Genomic DNA, 21,415 nt, shown 5'->3' on the forward strand with positions numbered 1-21,415 from the left:
AGGGAACCATGGCGTACACCGTGGGCCAGGTGGCCAAGCTCGCCGGGGTGACCGTGCGGGCGCTGCACCACTACGACCAGATCGGGTTGCTGTCGCCGAGCGGGCGCACCGGCGCCGGCTACCGCCGCTACAGCGACGCGGACCTGGAGCGGCTGCAACTGGTCCGGTACTACCGCGAGCTGGGGTTCCCGCTGGAACAGATCGCCGAGGTCCTCGACGACCCGGCCGGTGACCCGGATGCGCACCTGCGCCGCCAGCACGAACTGCTGACGGTACGGATCAAGCGGTTGCAGGAGATGGTCGCGGCGATCGAGTTTGCGATGGAGGCGAGCAAGTTGGACATCCAACTCACCCCGCAGGAGCGCTTCGAGGTGTTCGGTGACTTCGAGCCCGAGGCACACGCCGAGGAGGCGGAGCAGCGCTGGGGCGGCACCGAGGCGTTCCGGGAGTCGAACCGGCGAGCGTCCAGCTACGCCAAGGAGGATTGGCTACGGATCAAGGGCGAGACCGAGGACTGGGGGCGGCGGATCGTCGCGCTGATGACCGCCGGTGCCCCGGCGGACGGGCCGGAGGCGATGGCGCTGGCCGAGGAGCACCGGCAGCACATCAGCCGGTGGTTCTACGAGTGCTCGTACGAGATCCACACCGGGCTGGCCGACATGTACCTCGCCGACGAGCGGTTCCTGGCACATTACGAGGCGATGGCGCCAGGGCTGGGCGAGTATCTGCACGAGGCGATCCACGCCAACGCGATCACCCGGGCGTGACGGGCGGCTGATCGCTGGTTCGACGGCCGGGAAATGTCGGCGCGGGGGAGTATGACTGGCGTGGTCGATGTCCCGATCTGCGGAGGTCTCTGGTGTTGATAGTCGCCGGCACGCTCTACGTCGATCCCGCCGAGCGGGACGACTACCTGGCCACCTGTGCCGAGATCGTCCGGCAGGCCAGGTCGGCGCCCGGCTGTGTCGATTTCGCCATCAGCGCCGACCTGGTGGAGCCGGGACGGATCAACGTCTACGAGCGGTGGGAGTCCGAGGAGCAACTGTTGGACTTCCGCGGCTCCGGTCCGGAACCGGAGCAGCAGGTGGCCATCGTCGGCGCCGAGGTGCACAAGTTCCGGATCAGCGCGGTCGAGTCGCCCTGACACCGCGTCCGGTGTCGGCGACGGCCGGCCGCGCCCAGCTCGCATGCGGCCCGACGCCAGCCGTACGGCGTCGGGCCGCGTCACGGCGGGCGCCGTACCAGGCGGGCCAGGAACGCGGCCACCGCCGCGGGTTCCCCGGCCAGTTCGTGCGGGCGGGCGGGCCCGCACAGCGCACGCAGCATGGCGGCGAGCCGTCCGGCCCGGTTGAGGGCGACCGGATCGCCGTCGAGGAGCAGGTCGGCGGTGTCCCGGTCGATCCGGCGGGTCGGGATGGTCATCTCGTGACGCCGTTCGTCATTCACCCGTCGGTCTTTGCGACGGGTCCCGTCAACTCGTTCGATTGATTGGCGTCCCCGCCGCTGGATGCGTCACACCTGGAACGGCTGCACCGGTGGGACCGTGGCATGTCGGTACGCGGAACGGGCGCAGCGAAACCGCCAACTCGTCCTTATTGGTCCACCGATCGGGTAATTCGCCCGGGGTTGGCCGTGTCCATCGTGGTGGCCTGTGTCGTTAATCACTGTGACACCCCCTCTGATGGCCTGCGGTTGGTGGCATGCGCGGCGAAGGAGTCGGCGTGGCGAGGACTGATTCGACGGGTTCGACCTGGCGGTACCGGTGGGCGCGCCGGCAGAACGAGCGCCGGCTGCGGCTGTTCCGCAGCGCGGAGGGGACCTGGCGGCGACGCGACGACGAACTGCGCCGGCTGCGTACGCTCGCCGAGCAGTGCCATGGTTCAGTCGCAGCCGGCGACGGTCTCCTGCTTGAACTGGGCCCCGACGAGATCGTGCTCCGAGTGGTGCCGGCGGCCCAGCTGGTGGAGGTACGGCACACCGCCGTGCTGCCCGCCCCCGACCTGACCGTCGGCGACCAGCAGGGCCGGCTGCGTCGTCGCCTGCCCGACGGAGTGCGGGCCACCGACGCCGGCATGGCGGTGATCACCAACCGGCGGCTGGTGCTGCTCGGGGGGCGCGGTCGACGAGACTGGGCGTACGGTCGGATCACCGGCCTGGCCCACGACCCGCAGGCTCCGGTCACCCTGATCCAGGTGCTGGACCGGCGGCGTACCTCCGGGGTGCTGCTGCCCGCTGACGCGGCGGCCGAATTCCGGTTCCTGCTCACCCTGGCCTTCGCCGATGCCATCGAGCAGCGTGACGCGGTCATCGCCCAACTCGACGAACTGATCGCCGAGCACACCAAGGCCCGTCCGTTCCGGCCGCGTATCGCCACACCGGCACAGGCCCGGCTGTTGGCACTGCTGCCCGGCGGTCGCCGGACCGCGGTGGTCGCGGCCGCCCTGGCCGTGCTGGTGCCGCTGGCCCTGGCGAACTCCGGCCCATCGGATCCGACCGGCCGGGAGACCGCGGTCGCCGCCACCCCGGCACCGGCCACCGCCACCGCCGCGCCGAAGGCACCCCGGGCCACCGGCTCACCGGCCGCCCGTCGACCCACCCCCACACCCCAGCGGCGCTGCGGCGCCCCGGTCAACCCGATGGGATACGACTTCTGCACCGGTGAGCGGATTCGTGAGCCGGATCCCGAGGTGTGCGAGCACTTCGACTGCGTGCCGGGGTTCTGGGAGGGGCGGGGTCACCTGGTGCAGTGCGCGAACGGCAAGATCAGCCTGGCCGGTGGCAGCCCGAAGGCCTGCGGCCTGCACGGCGGCGTCCGCCGTACCGTCTTCAACTGACCGCGCCGGGCACCGGACCACGGCCCTCCCGTGGAGCTTGTCTCACTCGGGGGCGTGGCAGACCGCCTCGACGTTGTTGCCGTCGGGGTCGCGGACGAACGCACCGTAGTAGGCCGGGTGGTATTCCGGCCAGACCCGGGGGGAGTGCAGCACCTGGGCGCCCGCCGCCACCGCCGCATCGTGAAAGGCCCGTACCGATGCCCGGTCGTCGGCGGTGAAGGCGATGTGGCTTTCATGCCCGGTGCCCTCGCCGCTGGCCGGGCTGAGCCAGAAGTCCGGCCTGTCAGTGCCATAGCCGACGGCCTGTGGATACTCCAGCATCCGGCGGACGCCGAGGGTGGCCAGGACCGCGTCGTAGAACGCGACGTTGGCGTCGAGGTCGCGGACCTGGATGCCGAGGTGGTCGAGCATCTGCTGCCTCCGGCGGAGCGTGAGTACGAGATCAGATGTCGCCGAGGCTAGGGCCAGAGTGTGACAGATCCGGCGGGACACACCTCATTGCGGCAGGTGGTTGCCCGGGGCGAACCGGTTTGGTCTGATGCGCCAATGGAAGTTGCCGAGGTCAACCGCACCGTCGACGCGGTGTGGCGGATCGAGTCCGGGCGGGTGATCGCCGCACTGGCCGGGTTGGTACGTGACGTCTCCTGGGCCGAGGAGTTGGCCCAGGATGCGCTGGTCGCCGCGCTGGAGCAGTGGCCGCGCGACGGCGTACCGGCCAATCCGGGTGCCTGGCTGACCGCGGTAGGCAAGCGGCGGGCCATCGACGGTCTACGCCACCGGCAGGTGCGTGACCGCAAGGTCGCCGAACTCGGCCGTGACCTCGCCGAGGAGACGTTCACGCCGGACTTCGACGCGGCCTTCGAGGACACCATCGACGACGACCTGCTCCGGTTGATCTTCACCGCCTGCCATCCGGTGCTGACTCCGCAGGCTCGCGCCGCCCTGACCCTGCGGATGGTCGGTGGCCTCAAGACCGAGGAGATCGCCCGGGCGTTCCTGGTGCCCGAGCCCACCATGGCGCAGCGGATCACCCGAGCCAAGAAGACCCTCGCCGAGGCCGGGGTGCCGTTCGAGGTGCCCGGCGTGGCCGAACGCCCGCAGCGGCTGGCCAGCGTCCTGGAGGTCACCTACCTCATCTTCAACGAGGGGTACGCGGCGACCGCCGGGCAGGACTGGATGCGCCCGGCGCTCTGCGAGGACGCGCTGCGCCTGGCCCGGATGCTCCAGGCACTGATGCCGGACGAATCCGAGGTGCACGGGCTGGCCGCGCTGCTGGAGATCCAGGCGTCCCGGACCGCGGCGCGCACCGACGCCGCCGGGGAACCGGTACTGCTGTTGGAACAGGACCGGCGGCGCTGGGACCGGTTGCTCATCCGCCGGGGCCTGGCGGCGCTGGACCGGGCCCGCAGTGCCGGTGCACCCCTCGGCCCGTACACCCTTCAGGCGGAGATAGCGGCCTGCCACGCGCGGGCGGGTACCCCCGAGGAGACGGACTGGGCGCGGATCGCGGCGAGTTACACGGAGCTGGCGCGGGTCGCGCCGTCGCCGGTGGTCGAGCTGAACCGGGCGGTGGCGGTCTCCTTCGCCGAGGGGCCGGCTGCCGGCCTGACGGTGGCCCGCGCTCTGGTCGACGAGCCGGCGCTGGCCCGGTACCACCTGCTACCCGCGGTGCTCGGGGACCTGCTGGCCAAGCTCGGCCGCTACGACGAGGCCGCCGCCGAGTTCACCCGCGCGGCCGAGTTGACCGGCAACGCCCGGGAACAGGCGCTGCTGCGCGACCGGGCCGCCGACTGTGCCGCCGGGATGCCGCCGAGGCGCTGAGAAAAACTTCCCGGAAAAAAATCCCGCCGCGATGTCGAATCCCGGTCGGGTCGCCCGACGCGTCAGTGACAGCCGGTCTGACAAACCGGCCCGGCACACCGGCGACCGCCGGCAGGACGAGGAGGCGAAGATGGCGACCGCGGCGATCGTACGGCCCGAGAGGGCGGACGACGGCAAGCAGCGTACGACGGGGGTGTTGCTCGCCGGCGGTATCGCCGCGGGGCCGGTCTTCGCCGTGTCGGTCACCGCGCAGGTGCTGACCCGCGACGGGTTCGACCTGAGCCGGCAGCCGCTGAGCCTGCTCGCGCTCGGCGAGCACGGGTGGATCCAGATCGCCACGTTCGTGGTGAGCGGGCTGCTCGCGCTCGTCGGCGCGGCCGGGATGCGCCGGGTGCTGCCGCCCGGCCAGCCCGCCGGAACCTGGGGACCTCGGCTGGTGGCCGTCTTCGGCATCGGGTTGACCATCGGCGGAGTGCTGGTGGCCGACCCGAGCATGGGTTGGCCGGCGGGTGCGCCACAGGGGCCGGCGGAGACGATGAGCTGGCATGCCGTCGGCCACGGCGTCGGTGCGATGTTGGCGTTCTGGTCGCTCACCGTGGCCTGCCTGGTCTTCGCCCGCCGGGATGCCCGGGCGGGTCGGCGCGGCGCCGCCGGGTTCTCGCTGGCCGCCGCCGTCGCGGTGGTGGTCGTGATGGCCTGGCCGGACCAGGACAGCATCAGCGTGCGGATGGCGCTGGGCTCCGGTGTCGTCTTCGGCTGGCTCTCGGTCGTCTGTGCCCGTCTGCTGGCTGTCACGTCCCGCTGATCGAAAAACCAGGAGAGGAAAAGATCGATGCGTTTCATGGTCATGCACAAGCTGGACGAGAACACGCCCGAGCTGTGGAGCCCCGACGAGGCGTTCATCGCCCGGATGGGTGCCTTCATGGGGGAGGCGAACCAGGCGGGCGTCCTGCTCGCCGGTGAGGGGCTGCGGCCGAGCAGTGTGGACGCCGGCCGGATCACCGTCACCGGGGGCAAGACGACGGTGACCGACGGGCCGTTCGCCGAGACCAAGGAGCTGATCGCCGGGTTCGCGCTGCTCCAGGTCCGGGACAAGGCCGAGGCGATGCAGTGGGCTCAGCGGTTCACCGACATCTTCATCGCCGCCGGCGCCGACGTCGAGGTGGATGTCCGCCGGGTCACCGAGTGGGAGGACCTGGCCCCGCCGGCCTGACCGCCGTGGGACGGAACCGGCTCGGTCGCGCGTCGGCCGGGCCGGTTCCGCTCGTCGCCCGCCGGGCAGTCCTTGTTGAGCCGCCGGGCAGTCCTTGCTGAGTCGCCGGGCCGGCGAACGGTCAGCGTTGGTGGGCGACCTGGTCGGCCAGCCGGGACAGCGCCGGTGCGGCGGCGAGCAGCCGCTCGCGGTCCCCGGCGTCCAACTGCGCCAGGGCGGCGGCGAGCAGGCAGAGGCGATGCTGGCTGTAGGCGGCCGTCCGTTTCCGCGCCGCGTCGGTCAACCCCAATCGGACGGTACGCCGGTCGTCCGGGTCCCGCTCCCGACTCAGCAGGCCCGCCGAGGTCAGCTCACCGACCAGGGTGCTCACCGTGTTCGGCGCGATGCCGAGGCGCTCGGCGGCCTCCCGGACGCTGATCCCGGGTTGTCGCTGGACCACACGCAGCACCTCCACCTGCGCGTCGGGCAGGGCGACCCGACCCGTCCGTTGGCTGGCCGTACGCCGCAGCACCCGGTGCAGGTCACCCAGGGCCACGCCCAGCTCGGCGAGGGTTTCCTCCGTCACAGTGCGCCCCCGCTCCGGTCGAATACCTCTGTAGGCAGAGCTATCGTAGCCGCCATGCCGCAGACCGCCACACCCTCCACCGCGCCGGACCGAGTCGCCGCTCCGACCGGCCGGGCCGCCATCGGGCTGCTGGTGCTGCTCGGCAGCCTCACCGCGATCGGGCCGCTGTCCCTGGACACTTACCTGCCCGCGCTGCCCGACATGACCCGCGACCTGTCCGCCAGCCAGGCGCGCATCCAGCTCTCCCTGACCACCTGCCTGGTCGGTACGGCCGTCGGTCAACTCGTCACCGGCCCTCTCAGCGACCGCTGGGGACGGCGACGACCGGTGCTGGTCGGCGTGGCCGCGTACACCCTGTTGTCGCTGTTGTGCACGCTGGCGCCGTCGGCGGAGACCTTCGCCGCGGCCCGCTTCTTCCAGGGTTTCGCCGGCGGCATGGGCACGGTCGTCGCCCGCGCCATCGTGCGTGACCTATACGCCGGGCGCGCCGCGGCGAAGTACTTCTCCCGGCTCACCCTGATCTTCGGCCTCGCCCCGATGATCGCCCCCGCGTTCGGCAGTCTGCTGCTCAACTTCGGCGACTGGCGTGGCATCTTCGTCGCCCTCACCGTCATCGGTGCCCTGCTCGCGACCGTCGTCGCATGGCGGCTGCCCGAGACGTTGCCGGTCGCGCGGCGTAACACCGGCGGCCTGGTCTCGATCGCCCGCGTCGCCCGCGTGCTGATCACCGACCGCATCTACCTCGGATACACGCTGACCCAGGGCCTCGCCTTCGCCGGACTGCTCGGCTACCTCTCCGGCTCCTCGTTCGTCCTGCAGGACGTCTTCGGCCTCTCCGTCGGGGCGTTCAGCCTCATCTTCGGCGTCAACTCCCTGGCCTTCGTCATCGTCGGCCAACTCAACGCCCGACTGCTCGACCGGCACGGCCCCCGCCCGCTGTTGATCACCGCCCTCGGCCTCGGGCTGCTCGCCGCGTTCGCCCTGATCGCCGGGGCGCTGCTGGACGCCCTGCCCCTGGTCATCGTCGCGATGTTCGTCTTCCTCGGCTCGCTCGGCATGGTGATGCCCAACGGCACCGCCCTGGCCCTGGACCGGCACGGTGCGCACGCTGGCACGGCCGCCGCACTGCTCGGCGGCATCCAGGCCGTGGTCGCCGCCGGCGCCGCGCCGCTGGTCGGAATCGGCGGCGAGGGCAGCGCCCTGCCGATGGCCCTGGTGATCGCCGGTGCGGCCGCCGGATCACTGCTGGTGGTGCTCAGCCTGGCCCGCCGCCGCTGACTCCGCCGGCCAGGCTCAGCTCATCCCTCAGCACCAGCGCAGCTCGCTTCTGTCGCAGGTCCATCGCAGCCCCCGATCACCGGCCACGACCGGCCACCAGTATCCCGCCGCAGCCTCAGCCGAGGGGGACCTGCACCGCCACGTCGTGCTTGGGGTAGTAGGACTCGACCTGGTCGGGGCCGTACTTGTCGCGGAACATGGCCACGATGTTCTCCACCTGCCGCGCGTCGGTGATCGGGGTGGCGCTGGAGGACAGCGTGGTGCCGTCGACGGCCAACTCGACCATCGGGGTCTGCTGGACGTTCTTGTACCACTGGGTGTCCGAGCCGGTCACCGGCACCAGGAAGACGTTGTCGTCGTTCTGCACGAACCACACCGGGCGGGCGATCTGCCGTCCGGTCTTGCGGCCGGTCACGGTCAGCTCGACTTCGCGTACGCCCGAAAGTGCGTCACCGATCCCGTTGCTCATGGTGTCCTCCGGCAGCTTGCCCCCGACGATGCCCCTCGCCCGTCAGGGTAGGGAGCGTGCCGGTTGCGCGCCGCCGTTCCGGCACCAGTTCCCCGAAACGGAAACGCCGGGTGCCGCTGGTCGCGGCACCGGGAGTCCTGTTCACCGGGTGGATCAGCTCAGCGGCGCGCTGCCGGTAAGGGGTACGCGTCCGGGCCAGCCGGCTCCGACTTCGAAAAAACGCCGCCGGCCCAGGAAGCCAAGGTCCTGGGCCGGCGGCGTGCCGAACGTATCGGTCTTTGTTGATTAGACGAAGTTCACGTCACTGCACCACATGTAGGCCTGGTCGAGGTGCGATGCCTGCCAGATGACGAAGAGAATGTGGTGTCCGGTGTAGCCGGAGGTCGAGACGTTGAACGAGATGTTCTGCGCCGGTGCGTAGCGCCCGGTCTGCGTGATGAAGTCGAGGTTTCCCCACCCGAGTTGCTGGGTAGCGGGGTTGAACCCCTGCTTGCTCACATAGACCCGGAAGTAGTCAGCACCATGGCTCGCCTGGTCGTGCAGTTGGACGGTGAAGTTGCGGCTGATGTTGGTGGTCTTCCACGCCCCGGGCCGGTTCAGGCTGTTGTTGCGGGACAGGGCGTTGCTGCACAACTGGCCGTCGGGAGTGCGAGCCTGGAACTGCCCGCCGAGGCCGTCCCGCAATGCGCTCATCCAGTTCCACATGGTGTCAGGGTTGGCCTGGAAGGCCTGCCAGCACATCGGGTCCTGCTGCTGCATCTGCGGGCTCATGTGGTTGTTGCCCCAGGTCTTCCAACACTGGTACGCACGAGAGGCCGGGTTGACGATGGTGCCGTGGGCCTGGGCCGTACCGGCCCAGGGCAGCATCCCCACCACCAGGGCGAGCAGCAGGACGAGCGCTCGTGCGGGCCGACGGGCAGCGGACCGAGATCGCCGGCCGGACTGTTCGGATTCGAGTGATCGCACTTGCATCCTCCGTTCTAGGCATCCATGACTGTCGATGGGAGCGCTTCCATCGGAGTATTGCACTCATCGCCCGATATGGCAACGATCGTCTATTGATGTTGGGATGGCGAGGATTTGATCTGGCTCGTTCGCCACGGTGTGCTTCTGTCCTCGTCTGCGCCGGAAGGTGTGCGTCCGGCGTTGCCACGGGCCGCCCGCCGCTGTCCGGCGGCGACCGTCGTCAGGCGGCGATGGCGCGGGCGGCGGCGTACATGTCGGCGGGGAGCGGATGATGTAGGCGCCAGATGATGCGCATCGGGCGGTCGCCGGTGTGTTGCTGGTAGGTCATCGGTCCGGCGTACAGGTAGGCCGGAGCACCCAGGTCACGGTCGGCGACCTTGGTTTCGCGGACGAAGAGATGCACCGTCGAGCCACGCCCGGCGTGGTGGATGTACCGCTGCCCGGTCGCCGACGCCGATGACGTGGTGCTCTGTGACTCCCACTGGAACAGCGTCTCGGTGATCGCCCGGTCGGCGTACATGGTCGTGGGGGAGTAGTGGTGCTCGGACTTGACCAGGGTGACGAAGAAGATGTCGGCCTGGGCGTCGGGCAGCCACTTCACCCCTTCGCGCAGCGAGCCCGGGTTCGACATGCCGAAGGCGGCGCATGCCTCGTTGCGGCTGTAGCGGGCGTGCACCCGCAGCGGCAACCCGGCGACCGGCTCGGTGACCCGGTGAATGCGCTCGCGCAGCACCGAGATGACCTCCCGGATCTCCCGACAGCGGGCCGGCTCAGCCCACAGCCGTGCCAGCCGTGCCTTCGATTCGCTGATCGGTGCGTTCGGCCCCCAGAGGTCGAAGTGCAGCAGATCCCACAGCCGCCCGGCGGCGGGCGGCTCGCCGTTTGCCACCCGGGCCAGCAGGTCGAGCCGGTCCAGGTCGTCCAGGTGCAACATCCGTCCGATCGCCCGACCCAGCTCGCGATCGTCCGGGCCGGGCGGTGAGCTGTCCAGGCCGGCGAACCGCCGCAACCCGGCCCACCCGCCGACGCTCGCCGACCGGTAGACATCCTCGATCTCCACGCCCGCCTCATGCAGGAACTCGCCCAGACTCACATCCCCGATCAGCCGCAGTTCCCTCGCCAGGCCGGACTTCGAGGTCGGCACCGCAGACTTCAGGTTGGCCAGCACGACCTCCTTGGCTACCCGATCGAGCTGGATGTGGCAGCCGCTGGGCAGGACGGGAAAGTCGTCGCGTACAGCCTCGGTTATCGCGCGGCGGGTGACCCCGGTCAAAGCCCGCCAGCGCAGGTCGAAGCGGAAGTTGGCGTGCTGCCCACCGATGAAGTCGAGCACCGTGAGGCAGGGCTTGTCGTCGGCCAGGCGCAGCCCACGACCAAGCTGCTGAAGGAAGATCGTGGCGCTTTCGGTGGGCCGCAGCATCAGGATCGTGTCGACCATCGGCAGGTCGACACCCTCGTTGAACAGGTCGACGGTGAACAGCACCTTGAGCGTGCCATCCTTCAGCTTCTTGATCAGAGCTTGCCGGTCGGTGTGACCGGTCCGGGAGGTCACCGCCGCAGACGGCACGCCGTGTGTGCTGAACCAGTCCGCCATGAACTCGGCGTGGCCGATGCTCACGCAAAAGCCGAGCGCCCGCATCCGGTTGATGTCGACGGTGTCCCGTACCGCCCGCAGCACCATGCGCCCCCGCGCGTGGTTGCCGGTGTAGACGCCATCCAGTTCGGCCGGGTCGTAGCCCTGCCCGCGCTTCCAGCGCAGCTGCGACAGGTCAACATCGTCGTGCAGCCCGAAATACTGAAACGGCGCCAGCAGTTGCCGCTCCAGCGCATCCCACAGATGCAGCTCAACGGCGGCCCGGCCGTCGAACCACCCCCGCACGTCGCCGCCGTCACTGCGGTCGGGAGTTGCCGTCAATCCCAGCAGTACGCGGGGCTTCAGCCGGGTGAGCAGCCGAGCGTACGTCGGCGCCTCCGCATGGTGGAACTCGTCGACGATCACCATGTCGTACGCCTCGGGGTCGATCTCCCGCCGGTGCAGCGACTGGATCGAGGCGAAGACATGCCGCCAGTGCTGCGGCTCCCGGCCCCCGACGAGCGTTTCGCCGAAGCTGCCGTCCCCCATGACCTGCCGGAACGTCGCCAGGCTCTGCCGCAGGATCTGCTCCTGATGGGCGACGAACAGCAGCGAGTCGATGGTCTTCTCGCGATGCAGCCGGCGATAGTCCAGCGCCGCGACCACCGTCTTGCCCGTGCCGGTCGCCATCACGACGAGGTTGCGCCAGCGGCCGTGGACTTTGCGCTCGGCATCCAGGTCGGCCAGGATCTCGGCCTGGTACGGGTACGGCCGCACATCCAGATTGGCGATCTCGGTCGGCGCCTCGTCGCGGCGCTCCCCACGCAGCGCTGTGCGGAGTCGGTCGGCGTCCCTGGACGGGTCGTACTCCTCGAACGCCGGATCGTTCCAGTAGTCCTCGAAAGTCGCGGCGAACGTGTCGATGACGTACGGCTGCTCCAGGTTGGAGATCCGTACGTTCCACTCCACGCCATCGACCAGCGCGGTCTTGGACAGATTCGACGAGCCGACGTACGCGGTGGTGGTGCCGGTGCGGCGGCGGAACAGCCACGCTTTGGCGTGCAGGCGGGTGGTCCGGGTCTCGTAGGAAACCTTGACCTCGGCACCCAACTCGGCGAGCCGGTCGAGGGCGCGTTGGTCGGTTGCACCGAGGTACGTCGTGGTGATGACCCGCAGCCGCCCGCCACGGTCGCGCAGGTCGCGGATCGCGGGTTCGATGATGCGCAGGCCGTGCCACTTGATGAACGCGCAGAGCAGGTCCACCTGATCTGCGGAGGCCATCTCGTGGGTGACCTCGTGACCGATCCTGGGCTGGTTGCGACCGTTGACGAGCAGCGCCCCGCTGGAGAGCGGGGTGGTGGGGCGTACCGGGAAGTCGGGCGCGGCCGGCGGGGTCGGTGGGGCGGCGATGGCGTGCAGCAGAAGCTCGGCGTCGATGACCTGATCATCGACGCCGACCGCTCGGGGCTCCAGCGAGGCAATGTTCTCAGCGATCCGATTAACCAGGTCGACCTGGCGGGCGAGTTTGTCGTCGCCGCCACCGACCGCGAGCAACGCCCGACGGGCCAACGCAGCGATGTGCTTGGCGAGTACGTCGTGCGCGTCGGCGGGGTCGAGCCTGGCCTGCTGGACCAGGGCTGTGTCCAGGTGTTGAAGCCGCCTGGCGAGTTTCTGGGTGATTACGTGCTCATAGACGCCCGCGTCATGATCGGCCACGGTGGAAGGGTATCTATCCTGCACCGCCTTGCGCTCTTTCCTTTGGTCGCGACATGCGGCCAGGAGGGCAGCAGCGGGAGCCTGAAAGCTATAGCATCGATGCTATGGACTGGGTAGTGTCGAGCTGGAACCAGAAGTCCGAGAATGGCTGGAGGGACTACCGGCTGAGCACTTCGCGAGAGCCGCTTTCTATATCGATCTGCTTGCTGCTCATGGGGTGTTGCTCGGTGAGCCGTACACCAAGCAGCTCGATGGCAAGCTGCGCGAGCTGCGTTTCTACCTTGACCGCGACGCGGTGCGCCTGACCTACTGGATAGCCTCCGAACGGAGGATCATCCTGTTGACGGTGTTTCGAAAGACCCGGCTCCGGGAGGACCGAGAGGTCGAACGAGCCCGTCGGGCGTTCGAGCGTTGCGCGGCTGAACGGCACACCGCGATCGAGGGGGCAGAGGGATGAGTGATCGCATCGATTGGAATGACCTGCGAGCACGCCGGATGGCCGAGCCGGGCGCGGCTGAGGCGTACGAGGCGACGCGACTTGCCTTCGAGCTCGGTCGAGAGGTGCGAGAGCTGCGGGAGTGCAACGGTTGGAGCCAGAGCCAGCTTGCGCGGGCAGCAGGCATGACTCAGTCTGCGGTTGCCCGCTTCGAGGCTGGGGGTACCGTGCCAACTCTTGCAGTCCTCGAACGCCTAGCGCGAGCCCTTGACCGGAGGCTGGATGTGAAGTTCTCGCCAAGGGCGGACGCAGCCTGATCGCCCGGTGAGCCGGGGCACCGCCTCCCGCGTCTGCCGACATCGGCTACCCCCTTGCCAGCAGCACTGCTACTTAAAGCGCTCGTTCCTGGAGCAGCGCGTGGACTTTGACCATTCACATGGCCGGGTATCCGGGCCGGCGGGGAGAGACCGACCGTCCTCGGCTCATCTTGCGGTGCTCAGGTCTCCTGCTCAGTCACGAAGACGCCGAGTCCCTGGTGGCCGTAGAGTTCGCCGGTCTCGATGAGGATCGTGATGGCCTGGCGCACCGTCGTCGGGCTGTTGACCTCGTACATCTCGGCGAGCGCCTTTGTTGAGGGCAGCTTGTGGCCGGGTGGCCACTCGCCTGACGCGATGCGTCCTCTGATGTCGGCGATGATCCGCCGATAGTGCGGTTCGAACTTGCGTGGTGTGGGCATGCAAAGGACTCCCAGCTAGGCCCACACATCTGATCACGCTAGCTGGGAGAACTTCAAGGGCAAGCGCTACCCAAGCAGAGACTGCTGGTCCTTATGCAAGTGGCCTTGTACGGCATTTGAGCGTAGACGATATCCAACGGTTGCTTCAATTATTCTTTTTCGCAGGTCATCGACGGTGTCGCTCTTGCGATTTGGCAGATCGAGTGCTTGTGTTATTCGCTGAAGCGAAGACTTGTTCTTCGCGAGTCGGTTCAGAGCGGCTAGTCCTTCTTCTCGTGTGTGAATCTCAGAAAATGCCGCAATGATTTCTTCCCGGGTCATTGCTGGCGCATCTGCTCCGTCTGTGGGAACTCTCTTTGTGGTCGTGTCAACTATTGAAAGTTTGGACTGCCCTGCTAGGAGCCGGTCAACCTCGTCGGCAGATAGGGATCCGAGAAAGCGGGCGACTAGTCGGAGTAGGGTTAGCTGTGGCCCGATCAGCTCTTCAGACATAGGATTTCCTTAGAGTCCAACCTTCAGTGAGAATTCGTCGGCAAAGTCTTCGAGCTCCTTAACGACGTGCTGCATATTGTCATCACCCCGCAACACAACCGGCACGCCGTTCAGGGGTGCTTCGGTGAATAGGCTCTTATTCTCCCTGAGCATGGCGTCAAAGACTGGAACGCCGAGAGCGCGTGTCTGTGCGATGTATGGCCGAAGTGCTGAGATGGGCTGGCCGCCGTAGAACTGCAGCATCGTGAAGACGACGCCGATTATCTCCGGCTGAATCTCCTCGCTCGTCGATCCCTTTTCTAAAGTTGCATACTCGTTGTAGTCGGTTAGGAGTTCCGTTAGGTTCCGTATCAAGTAGTCGATTCCAAGAGTGGACAGGTAGTCTGCCTTCGCAGGGATCAGAATGCCGTCGCTGGCCACAATTGCGGTCTTTGTGACTATGTTGAAGTTAGGTGGACAGTCGATTAAGACAACGTCATAATCCGAGAACGCCGACTCGGAAAGTCCTTCAAGTAGGCGACGGTGTACTCGAAGGTACTTTAATTTCGACTGCCTGAGGCTCGATCCACCCAAGTCTGCCGCGAGTTCTAGATCTACGTTGATGAGGCCGAGGTGGGAAGCGATGAGGTCGAGGCGGCCCCCATTTGATCCTAATTGCTGATTGACCCTATCCGGACTTGTTGCTAAGTCTGACAGCTGCGTCGGGGTGGACTCGCTCTGGAACGAATCAAACCAGCATTTGATCGTTTTGGCAGAGGCTAGATGCTGCTCCCAATAGTCTGGCTGGTACAGGGAAAAGGTCAAGCTTGCCTGAGGGTCGAGATCTATGGCCAGCACGCTGTATCCACGCCAGGCAAGCTCTGCGCTGAGATTTGCCGTGACCGTGGTTTTTCCAACACCGCCTTTGTAATTTATGACCGATACGACGTGCATTTCTCTCCCTGCTAAGATTGCACTGCCGAAGCAACACAGAGGTGAACGAATGTCCATGTTAGACCTTCGGTCCTGGTCGCGGCTCTGTCACTCGGGCGATTGGCCACCGAACAAGGGCTAGTACGGCAGCCGCTGTTTGAGATCTTGCTGGTAAACCGGGGTGGAGGCGGGACGGCCACCGCGTGATCGTCTGTGCGTTGTGGACAAATTTTCAGATCTTGCGGTGGCCGTGTGCCACAGCGCAGCCGTTGGTCGGTGGAAGCGGGTGCTGGCCGAGGTGTTGGGGTGCTTTGCGGGCCGGTTCGGTCGGGTGGAGCCGCGCCGGGCGGCGGGGCTACTGGCACCGAGCGCCTCGTTGAGGAGGCCAAGCGTAGGGCTGTCGTTGATCCCCTGTGCCCATTTGTTGATTACGTTGAAGGTGGCCCGGTGCGACGACAACAGCCGTAGCCGGCGGATGTGGCTCCGGCTCGCCGGGCTTGCGCCATTCCACCCGCACGGGGTAGTCGGTCTGCGCCGCCAGCGACTCCCGGTCGATCCAGGTCGCGGCGGTCGGCGTAGCGGTCAAGCACACGGTCCAACCGTCGCCCTGCAGCAGGTCGATCAGTTCGCCGATGCGCAGCGCTGGAGGAGCGGCGCAGACGACCAGGGCGAGAACGCGTGACCGACTCATGTCAGCAGTCCGGCTTGCCCGGCCGCTGATACTGCGGGTCTGACCAGGAACGGGGTGAATCTGTGTCCTCGACTATGGTGAGCGCTTTTTGGTACGCGGCTAGGACAGCGTCGGTGAGTGCCGGTGTGACCGCGAGCGTAACTGCGGATCCGGCGTCGTGTTGCGAGCCGTCACCGTCGATCACCACGGCTCCCGCTTCCCGTGCGATGACCACCCCCGCCGCCATGTCCCATGGATGGTTGGACAGGGTGAGAGCTGCGTCGAGCTTGCCCTCGGCGAGCCACGCCAGGTCAAGTGCCGCGCTGCCGGTCATCCGTATCCGCTGTACCTCGGCTGCCAATTGGGCCGTGAGTGCCAGCCGTAGGCGGTTACGGTCCTCCGCAGCAGGGCCGACCGCGTAGTCCCCGACAGCCACCAGCGCCTGACTGACGCTGGCGGTGTCGCTCACGGTGATCCGCTTTCCGTTGGCGTGGGCGCCCGACCCTTGCGCAGCGGTGTAGCGAACGGAAAGGAATGGCAGCTCGATGGCGCCGGCAACGGACTCGTCTCCGTGGGCGAGCCCGAGCGACACCGCACACAGCGGTAGGCCGCGCACGTAGTTTGACGTCCCGTCGATCGGATCGAGAATCCAGTGCAAACTCGCCGAGCCGGTCCGCCCTTCCTCCTCGCCGAGGAAGCCGATGTCAGGTGTCTCGGTGCTCAGAAATGCTCGGACATCCCGCTCGATCGCGTAGTCCAACTCAGAGGCGACATCTCGGTCACCCTTGGAGGTGAGTGCACCAGGCGGCTGGTGCCGCATCGCGTTCGCCGCTCGTCGCACGGCCTCGACCGCGACCGCGAGATACTCCGCATAGTCGCTCACAGCGCCCGCCGACCCTGCCACTGCGATTCGAAGACCTGCTCGAACACCGGATAGAGTCCGGCGCCGGGTGTTCCGCGATGCATCACCAAGGCGGGGGAGTCGACGCCACGGCTTGCCGTCAGATAGGGCTGGGCGACGCACAGGTCGTCCACCAGCATGATGTTGAAGCGAAGTGTCTCGTCGTATGTCCCAAGTTCCAGATGTTCCCGCTGTGAGACGGGCAGCCGGTCGCGAATCCGTAGCAGGGTCTCGATGTTCAGTTTGGTCAGCGCCGACAGCTGACCAGAGGGAAATCCCTCCTCCCGCTCCCTGGCCTGGATCGATGCTCCATTGGGCTCCAGGAACAGGCAGCAGACCCGGGCATCTCGCCCCAGGAGTTCATGCCAGCGTCGATCGGCGTAATCCTGACAGAGCAGGTTGAGCGAGAGGCCGACCGCCCTGACGACTCGTGCACCATCGAGCAGTTGGTCAGCGGGCATGGCGGCGGTGAGATCACACCGACTTTGGTAGACCGCCGTCAGGCCACCAAGCGGATCGGCAGACGGCATCAGGACAGCCTTTGGCTGCCCATCGACCGCTGCGAGGGCGGAGTCGAAGCGGCTACGAGCATCGTCGGCGGACGTGCCGAGCACGGTGTCGAGCGCCGCCTGCATCTCTGGTCGTGGGCGTACCGTCTCCTGCCCGGCCTCCCACTTGGACACGGTTCGCTCGGCCACCCCCAAGTGCGCCGAGAAGTCTCGAATGCTCATTCGTAGCGCCTGGCGCAGTGCTCGCGTTTCTCGGCCGGTCCATCGGTGCACCGTGGTCATCGTGCCGCCTTTGATCGTGTCGGCATCGGTCCGGGTGCAGCCTATCGCCAGTGAGGTGCAGTGCGGTTACCGCCAAGGTGCAGTGCGTAGTCATGTCGTCGAATCGGCACTCTCGACAAATCTGGACGTGAGGCCCGGGGCGGGTGCTGGGCTCCGGCGGCGTCGACCCGAGCGGCGTACGTCGTCCCCGCTCGCCTCGGTGCCATTAGCCAGGGAGGAACATGGATTCGATCGACGAGGTGCTCGGCGAGTTGCCGATGCCGCCGTACGTGACCGCCGAGGACGTCGGCTTCGCCGTCAAGGCGCTGACCGTGCACGCCGCCGAGCAGTGGCCGGAGGGGCCGCGGTGCCGCAACGACCGGGCGCCGCATCCGTGTCGGCTGCACCGGTGGGGGCGGCGGGTGCTGGACCTGCGCGGCCTGACCGACCGGCAGGTTCAGTTACTGATCGCCGAGCAGGAAGCACCGCGGCGGTGATCTACATGTCCGGGGAGCGGCTGCATCCGCACCACGTCCGGGCTGCGACCTTCGACCGTCGCTGGCGAGGGCTGGACCCGAGCCAGGTCGACACCCTCCTCGTTCAGGTGGCCGACGAGATGGACCGGCTGCATCGGGAGTTGGTCACCGCGAACACCGAGGCCGAACGCATCCGGCAGGCGTTGCGGCAGTGGCAGTCCCGACACGCCGGCTGCCGCCACCCGGCCCTCAATCCGGCGGGCGGGCGGTGACGGCGATGGGCGCACCACTTTGGATCATCCATCTGCCGACCACGCTGACCAGCCTGGAGGAGGCCACCGACCTGGCGGTCGCGTTACGCGACTCGCTCGGGCACGTCACCGTCATCGACTTCGGCGAGACCACCCTCAGCGAGGAGGACAAGCAGTTCCTGCGTACCCGAGTGTGGTGTGACGCCCGGGGCGACGGACCCGACCGCTGCCGACGTCGTGATCAGCACGACGGACCATGCGCCCAATAAGCATTTGCAGTAAGCAATTTTCGGAGAGTCGTAATGAGGCAATTCGAAGATGATGGGGAGCTGTTCCTGTGGTAGCTCCTGGTGATCTGTTGCGAAGCTTTCCTACGCTGAGTTTGGACTGTCGTCCGTCTCTTAGCATCGCATTACGGGGGCTCCTGATGTCGATCGCCAATCTTCTCCGCACGGCTTTCACCGCATTTGTCGCCGTGCTTGTCGTCTGGGTGACAGTGCCCGCACCGGCCTTGGCCGGCCCTGCGGTCCGGGCTGGCACCTACGCTGCGGCGGACTGTCCGCGTGGCTGGTTCTGCTTCTACGATCTGCCGAACTTCGGCTACCCGAGGGGCCAACTCTCGTCCTGCGGCTGGCAGAGCCTCTCGACCTGGAGTTGGCAGTTCCGAGTCGACTCGGCGCACTTCAACCTCGACAGTGGCTATGTCGCCTTCTACTACCAGAAGACTCAGGAATTGTTCCGTATCAGTGCCGTCAACCGGGTGCGCAGCGATGCGGCGCCCAAGCGTGACTGGGCCACTCACGTCTACCGTTACTGCCCCTGACGTGAATTCACGATTCGCAGGAGGTGTCGATCGAGTCGGTGCGCGTGTTGCGTAGGTAGAGGCGGTGGGTGAGCACCGTACCCTCGGCATCGACCAACTCGTAGCTGAGCAGCCGACCGTCCCGTTGGAACAGCAGCGTGTGCCATCGGCCGGCCTTGTCTTTGGCCTGGAAGGCGAGGCCCGGCCGCTGCGCCCGGTCGACGTACCCTTCCCGGTACTCGATATCGGAGAACCGGGCAAGTTCCTGGATCAGGGCGGATCGCTGTGCAGGAGTGAACGGGTGGTAGAGGTAGCTTTCCGCGACCAGCTGCAGCATCCCTGCACCGTCCTGCCCCTCTGGTGGGCGGGCCTGCCACAGGTCTCGCAGGTGTTCGCCTATCTCATCGGGATCGTCTGGAGGCAGTGGCGACACCCCGGTCAGGTCCCCCCGTTGATACAGAAAACGTTGCGGCCTCCTCGGCCCGCTCGGGTCCAGGTCGGTGACCCACCTCTCGCCAGAAAGGCGTGGGGTGAACCAGAGGCGGTACTCATGGTGGCTCACCTTTCTGCCGCTGGTGGTGGTGCTGTCCAGTGACCAACTTTCGTAGCAGCTGAAAAAGAATCGTCCCTGCGTCGGCTTCTCCTGCAGTGCGGCAACCTGCCGGGCGAGATTCTCAAGCCGTCGGTCCGCCGGAGGGCCGAGTGGTTCGCTGCGGGTGGACGGGGTCGGACTGCGGGATGGCAGCGCGCTGGCGGTGAGTTGGGGGAGTCGGCCGTTGCTGCCAGGACTCTGCGACCCAGCGGCGTACGTCAGTCCGCTGATTCCCACCACCCCCACGACGCCGGTGAAGAGCAACGTGTGATAGCGAAGTCGCTGCTTGCGGGTTGGGGTTCTGTCGTCGGTCGGCGGTTGATTCCTGGTGGGCGCCGGTGCGCTCGGCGGCATCGTGCTCTGTAGCTTCCAAGCTCGGTCTGAGCCGGTGGACAGCCAGCGTTGGTCGATCCGGCCGGGGGATCGTCCGCCGTGCTGAGAATCGTGCGGGATACCGATCGTTGGAAGGATTGGTAGTTGCGTGGCCACCGGGGACGTCAGCAACGCCGCGAGCTCCGGCGACTTCTTCAACAGCTCCTGGCGGTACGCCTCCAACGCCTCCACCGCCAGCCGCAGGCACCACTGCCGGCCGGTGTCGCCGATGTTGTCGTAGGTGAGGCAGATCAGCGCCTGACTGACCAGCGAGAGGAGATACTGGGCTCGCCACTCTCGGCCCCAACCACCTCGACGGGCGTAGGGGGCTCCAGCGCCGTAGCCAATCGAGATCACGTCTGCGAGGGCCGGTAGCACGTTGTCGGGGCGCTCGGCGTCCGGACGGATCAGGTAGTCGCGTAGGGCGTCGGCTTGATCTGGAGGGAGCCCTCGTTGCGCGCCGTCGGCGGCGGTCACCGGCGGAGCCACTGCGCGCAGGATGGTCGTCTGCACCAGGCACACCAGGTCGCGGGTGAGCGGAGCGTCCTCCTGGAAATCGCTGAAGTCGACCAGCTGAAACCAGTCCGGGCGAGGCACATCGGCCGATTCATGGGGGATGAGAACGTTCCCCCCGTGCAGATCGCTGTGCGTGAGACCGGCGACGAATGGCATGGGGACGGTTGCCAGCGCCGTGTCAGCGGCGAGCAGGTGCAGCGGGTTCAGTCGGACGGTCGTGTCGTCCAGACGGAGCCAGCGGGTCCCGGCGTCCGGCAGGCCGAGACGGCGTGCCGCGGAGCTGACCGACTCGATACCGACCATCTTCTCCAGCTCCTGCCGGACATACTCGCCGACCGTGGTGTGGTCGATTGAGACGCCGATGGCGTCGGCCCTGTTCCAGCCCTTCAGAAGCCCGTCAGCGATCGCCTCGACGGTCGTCACCAGCAGGCGGCCGCTGAGATCGTGCAGGGTGACGACGTCGTCGCCGCCATTCGCCATTTCCTGAAACATGAGATGGCGGCCGTCGCCGACCGGATAAGGCGGGTAGGGCTGGTCCACCATGTGGAGCTTGGCGAACTCCGGATTGGACAGCCGGGCGAGACGGTGGCGGGCCGGCTCTTTGACGCTCGCCGGCAGCACCTTGACGAAGAGCTTCTGAGTGCTGTACCTGCGGTTGGCGGTCGGCATGGTGAGCGCGACGCTGAACAGCTCTGCATCGGTGTAGTGCGGAGCGTGCCTGAGGTCTGGCAGCAGGTGTAGCCGACCGGCCTGGCCGTCGGCGAACCTCCTGAGAGCCTCCGCCAAGTCCGCATCACCGAGACGGTCCAGACCGTCGTCGCATCTATCGCCCATGCCACTCGTTGGACCTTCCCGGGTGCAGGTGGCCGCGTGTGACGCGGGGAGTCCCGTCCGGACGGCGTCACGTCTGCCCTGATCCGGGTCAATCTAACTGACTAACGGGCCAGTCAGTACCTTTTTCGTATCCACTCCAAAGCCTACTAAAAGGTAACCATGTCGATCACTGCCGGTGGCCGCGTTGGGGCTTAGGGTGACATCTAGCGATCTGGATTTA

General features: G+C 67.3%; 25 protein-coding genes. 13 read left to right on the top strand and 12 right to left on the bottom strand.

From position 1 onward, the window contains the following. The first annotated feature begins 8 nt into the window (after positions 1 to 8). Together AB0M35_RS02490 and AB0M35_RS02495 are read left to right on the top strand one after the other, a co-directional pair. A complete protein-coding gene (locus AB0M35_RS02490; protein ID WP_363740546.1) occupies positions 9 to 767 on the top strand; it encodes a MerR family transcriptional regulator in 759 nt (252 codons plus the stop codon). Positions 768 to 859: 92 nt separating this feature from the next. Next, positions 860 to 1,144, top strand: coding sequence for an antibiotic biosynthesis monooxygenase family protein (locus AB0M35_RS02495; RefSeq protein WP_363740547.1), 285 nt, complete (start codon positions 860 to 862; stop codon positions 1,142 to 1,144). A gap of 80 nt (positions 1,145 to 1,224) precedes the next feature. Here the strand turns inward: AB0M35_RS02495 and AB0M35_RS02500 are convergent, their stop codons facing one another. After that, complete coding sequence (locus tag AB0M35_RS02500; RefSeq protein WP_363740549.1) at positions 1,225 to 1,422, bottom strand: hypothetical protein; 198 nt, start codon at positions 1,420 to 1,422, stop codon at positions 1,225 to 1,227. A 299-nt stretch (positions 1,423 to 1,721) separates the two neighbouring features. Between AB0M35_RS02500 and AB0M35_RS02505 the strand changes: the two genes are divergently transcribed. Beyond that, positions 1,722 to 2,834: a hypothetical protein gene (locus tag AB0M35_RS02505; RefSeq protein ID WP_363740551.1), complete on the top strand. Its 1,113-nt coding sequence runs from the start codon at positions 1,722 to 1,724 to the stop codon at positions 2,832 to 2,834. A gap of 42 nt (positions 2,835 to 2,876) precedes the next feature. Here the strand turns inward: AB0M35_RS02505 and AB0M35_RS02510 are convergent, their stop codons facing one another. After that, the gene (locus AB0M35_RS02510; RefSeq protein WP_363740553.1) at positions 2,877 to 3,245 is read right to left on the bottom strand and encodes a VOC family protein; all 369 of its coding nucleotides are present in this window, start codon (positions 3,243 to 3,245) and stop codon (positions 2,877 to 2,879) included. A 135-nt stretch (positions 3,246 to 3,380) separates the two neighbouring features. Here AB0M35_RS02510 and AB0M35_RS02515 point away from each other — a divergent pair, with 135 nt between their 5' ends. Genes AB0M35_RS02515 through AB0M35_RS02525 form a run of 3 tightly spaced genes read left to right on the top strand, consistent with a single transcriptional unit; the run spans position 3,381 to position 5,868 of the window. Then, a complete protein-coding gene (locus tag AB0M35_RS02515) occupies positions 3,381 to 4,655 on the top strand; it encodes an RNA polymerase sigma factor (protein ID WP_363740555.1) in 1,275 nt (424 codons plus the stop codon). Between the two features lie 31 nt (positions 4,656 to 4,686). Next, positions 4,687 to 5,460 (top strand): DUF998 domain-containing protein, encoded by a 774-nt coding sequence (locus tag AB0M35_RS02520; RefSeq protein ID WP_363740556.1) that lies wholly within the window; start codon positions 4,687 to 4,689, stop codon positions 5,458 to 5,460. Positions 5,461 to 5,487: 27 nt separating this feature from the next. Then, complete coding sequence (locus AB0M35_RS02525; RefSeq protein WP_363740558.1) at positions 5,488 to 5,868, top strand: YciI family protein; 381 nt, start codon at positions 5,488 to 5,490, stop codon at positions 5,866 to 5,868. A 121-nt stretch (positions 5,869 to 5,989) separates the two neighbouring features. On the opposite strand, the gene AB0M35_RS02530 is transcribed toward AB0M35_RS02525, so the two are convergent. Continuing rightward, positions 5,990 to 6,433 carry a MarR family transcriptional regulator gene (locus AB0M35_RS02530; protein ID WP_363740560.1) on the bottom strand — a complete coding sequence of 148 codons (444 nt, stop codon included), beginning with the start codon at positions 6,431 to 6,433 and terminating at the stop codon, positions 5,990 to 5,992. Between the two features lie 54 nt (positions 6,434 to 6,487). Between AB0M35_RS02530 and AB0M35_RS02535 the strand changes: the two genes are divergently transcribed. After that, positions 6,488 to 7,711 carry a multidrug effflux MFS transporter gene (locus AB0M35_RS02535; RefSeq protein ID WP_363740563.1) on the top strand — a complete coding sequence of 408 codons (1,224 nt, stop codon included), beginning with the start codon at positions 6,488 to 6,490 and terminating at the stop codon, positions 7,709 to 7,711. A 115-nt stretch (positions 7,712 to 7,826) separates the two neighbouring features. On the opposite strand, the gene AB0M35_RS02540 is transcribed toward AB0M35_RS02535, so the two are convergent. From AB0M35_RS02540 to AB0M35_RS02550, 3 genes are all read right to left on the bottom strand, one after another. After that, a complete protein-coding gene (locus AB0M35_RS02540; RefSeq protein WP_363740566.1) occupies positions 7,827 to 8,180 on the bottom strand; it encodes a nitroreductase/quinone reductase family protein in 354 nt (117 codons plus the stop codon). Positions 8,181 to 8,465: 285 nt separating this feature from the next. After that, positions 8,466 to 9,146: a lytic polysaccharide monooxygenase gene (locus AB0M35_RS02545; RefSeq protein ID WP_363740568.1), complete on the bottom strand. Its 681-nt coding sequence runs from the start codon at positions 9,144 to 9,146 to the stop codon at positions 8,466 to 8,468. 220 nt (positions 9,147 to 9,366) lie between these two features. Then, positions 9,367 to 12,435: a DUF3427 domain-containing protein gene (locus tag AB0M35_RS02550; protein WP_363740571.1), complete on the bottom strand. Its 3,069-nt coding sequence runs from the start codon at positions 12,433 to 12,435 to the stop codon at positions 9,367 to 9,369. A 148-nt stretch (positions 12,436 to 12,583) separates the two neighbouring features. Here AB0M35_RS02550 and AB0M35_RS02555 point away from each other — a divergent pair, with 148 nt between their 5' ends. Together AB0M35_RS02555 and AB0M35_RS02560 are read left to right on the top strand one after the other, a co-directional pair. Further along, positions 12,584 to 12,892 carry a type II toxin-antitoxin system RelE/ParE family toxin gene (locus AB0M35_RS02555; RefSeq protein ID WP_363741854.1) on the top strand — a complete coding sequence of 103 codons (309 nt, stop codon included), beginning with the start codon at positions 12,584 to 12,586 and terminating at the stop codon, positions 12,890 to 12,892. A 38-nt stretch (positions 12,893 to 12,930) separates the two neighbouring features. Continuing rightward, the gene (locus tag AB0M35_RS02560) at positions 12,931 to 13,188 is read left to right on the top strand and encodes a helix-turn-helix transcriptional regulator (RefSeq protein WP_363741857.1); all 258 of its coding nucleotides are present in this window, start codon (positions 12,931 to 12,933) and stop codon (positions 13,186 to 13,188) included. A gap of 179 nt (positions 13,189 to 13,367) precedes the next feature. On the opposite strand, the gene AB0M35_RS02565 is transcribed toward AB0M35_RS02560, so the two are convergent. The 5 genes from AB0M35_RS02565 to AB0M35_RS02585 all read right to left on the bottom strand — a co-directional run bounded on the left by AB0M35_RS02565 (position 13,368) and on the right by AB0M35_RS02585 (position 17,373). Beyond that, positions 13,368 to 13,607, bottom strand: a complete 240-nt coding sequence (locus AB0M35_RS02565; RefSeq protein WP_363740574.1) for a winged helix-turn-helix domain-containing protein — start codon at positions 13,605 to 13,607, stop codon at positions 13,368 to 13,370. Positions 13,608 to 13,673: 66 nt separating this feature from the next. Beyond that, positions 13,674 to 14,099 carry a hypothetical protein gene (locus tag AB0M35_RS02570; RefSeq protein ID WP_363740577.1) on the bottom strand — a complete coding sequence of 142 codons (426 nt, stop codon included), beginning with the start codon at positions 14,097 to 14,099 and terminating at the stop codon, positions 13,674 to 13,676. Positions 14,100 to 14,108: 9 nt separating this feature from the next. Next, the gene (locus AB0M35_RS02575; RefSeq protein ID WP_363740579.1) at positions 14,109 to 15,032 is read right to left on the bottom strand and encodes an AAA family ATPase; all 924 of its coding nucleotides are present in this window, start codon (positions 15,030 to 15,032) and stop codon (positions 14,109 to 14,111) included. 671 nt (positions 15,033 to 15,703) lie between these two features. Beyond that, a complete protein-coding gene (locus AB0M35_RS02580) occupies positions 15,704 to 16,564 on the bottom strand; it encodes an inositol monophosphatase family protein (RefSeq protein ID WP_363740581.1) in 861 nt (286 codons plus the stop codon). Continuing rightward, positions 16,561 to 17,373, bottom strand: a complete 813-nt coding sequence (locus AB0M35_RS02585; RefSeq protein ID WP_363740583.1) for a DUF5919 domain-containing protein — start codon at positions 17,371 to 17,373, stop codon at positions 16,561 to 16,563. The genes AB0M35_RS02580 and AB0M35_RS02585 overlap by 4 nt, the downstream gene beginning before the upstream one ends. Before the next feature lie 221 nt (positions 17,374 to 17,594). On the opposite strand from AB0M35_RS02585, the gene AB0M35_RS02590 reads away from it, so the two are divergent. The 4 genes from AB0M35_RS02590 to AB0M35_RS02605 all read left to right on the top strand — a co-directional run bounded on the left by AB0M35_RS02590 (position 17,595) and on the right by AB0M35_RS02605 (position 18,902). Further along, positions 17,595 to 17,849 (top strand): hypothetical protein, encoded by a 255-nt coding sequence (locus AB0M35_RS02590; RefSeq protein ID WP_363740584.1) that lies wholly within the window; start codon positions 17,595 to 17,597, stop codon positions 17,847 to 17,849. Further along, on the top strand, positions 17,846 to 18,100 hold the full coding sequence (locus AB0M35_RS02595; RefSeq protein WP_363740586.1) for a DivIVA domain-containing protein: 255 nt from the start codon (positions 17,846 to 17,848) through the stop codon (positions 18,098 to 18,100). Before AB0M35_RS02590 ends, AB0M35_RS02595 begins: the two co-directional genes overlap by 4 nt. 5 nt (positions 18,101 to 18,105) lie before the next feature. Continuing rightward, a complete protein-coding gene (locus tag AB0M35_RS02600; RefSeq protein ID WP_363740588.1) occupies positions 18,106 to 18,348 on the top strand; it encodes a hypothetical protein in 243 nt (80 codons plus the stop codon). A 158-nt stretch (positions 18,349 to 18,506) separates the two neighbouring features. Beyond that, positions 18,507 to 18,902, top strand: coding sequence for a hypothetical protein (locus tag AB0M35_RS02605; RefSeq protein WP_363740590.1), 396 nt, complete (start codon positions 18,507 to 18,509; stop codon positions 18,900 to 18,902). A 7-nt stretch (positions 18,903 to 18,909) separates the two neighbouring features. Here AB0M35_RS02605 and AB0M35_RS02610 read toward each other — a convergent pair whose 3' ends face one another. Further along, a complete protein-coding gene (locus tag AB0M35_RS02610) occupies positions 18,910 to 21,147 on the bottom strand; it encodes a hypothetical protein (protein ID WP_363740592.1) in 2,238 nt (745 codons plus the stop codon). Positions 21,148 to 21,415: the final 268 nt, after the last annotated feature.

It is taken from the genome of Micromonospora sp. NPDC051196 (genome assembly GCF_040682415.1).
Taxonomy (GTDB): domain Bacteria; phylum Actinomycetota; class Actinomycetes; order Mycobacteriales; family Micromonosporaceae; genus Micromonospora.